General features: G+C 49.2%; 1 protein-coding gene. It reads right to left on the bottom strand.

Annotated elements, in window-relative coordinates; genetic code table 11:
• Window positions 1–329 (bottom strand): exonuclease/endonuclease/phosphatase family protein (locus ON23_RS40085; protein ID WP_218001123.1); only part of this gene is annotated, 329 nt, incomplete at its 3' end.
• Window positions 330–480: the final 151 nt, after the last annotated feature.

Genomic DNA, 480 nt, shown 5'->3' on the forward strand with positions numbered 1-480 from the left:
TTTTTGAAAGTAAGCCGGCACTCACTCACCAGCAGCCAGTGATCAGTCTCAAACTCTGCCCCCCGGAAGACCCTGCAGTTCAACACTTGTCCAGCACTCACCCTCTTGGTCAGTATGAAATCAATTTGGCTCCTAATATTGGGTGCATTATCATCAGCTGTCAGTCCCATCCAAGTGGCAAGGTGAATTCTCTTATGGTTGAAAAATGTATTCCGCACAACTAGCTCATTGGACACACAGAAATTCAGCAAGCGGTGGGTCATGGATGTTGTATATTGCGGCACTTTCTGGAGCATAATTTCGTTGAGCTGCCCATGCAGCTCCCGCACATCTGGTAGACAACAAGCCCTTTCAATGCGATGTGGATATGACGCAGCATGCACGATAGCACACTGAAGCCCGTGCTGTCGTCGACCGATGATAATGAATTGGCCTGTTGGCAAGGCCACGTTCGTTTCCGACGTTTGGGTCCAAAAGGCA

The sequence above is a fragment of the Nocardia cerradoensis NBRC 101014 genome (assembly GCF_000308535.1).
Lineage (GTDB): Bacteria > Actinomycetota > Actinomycetes > Mycobacteriales > Mycobacteriaceae > Nocardia > Nocardia cerradoensis.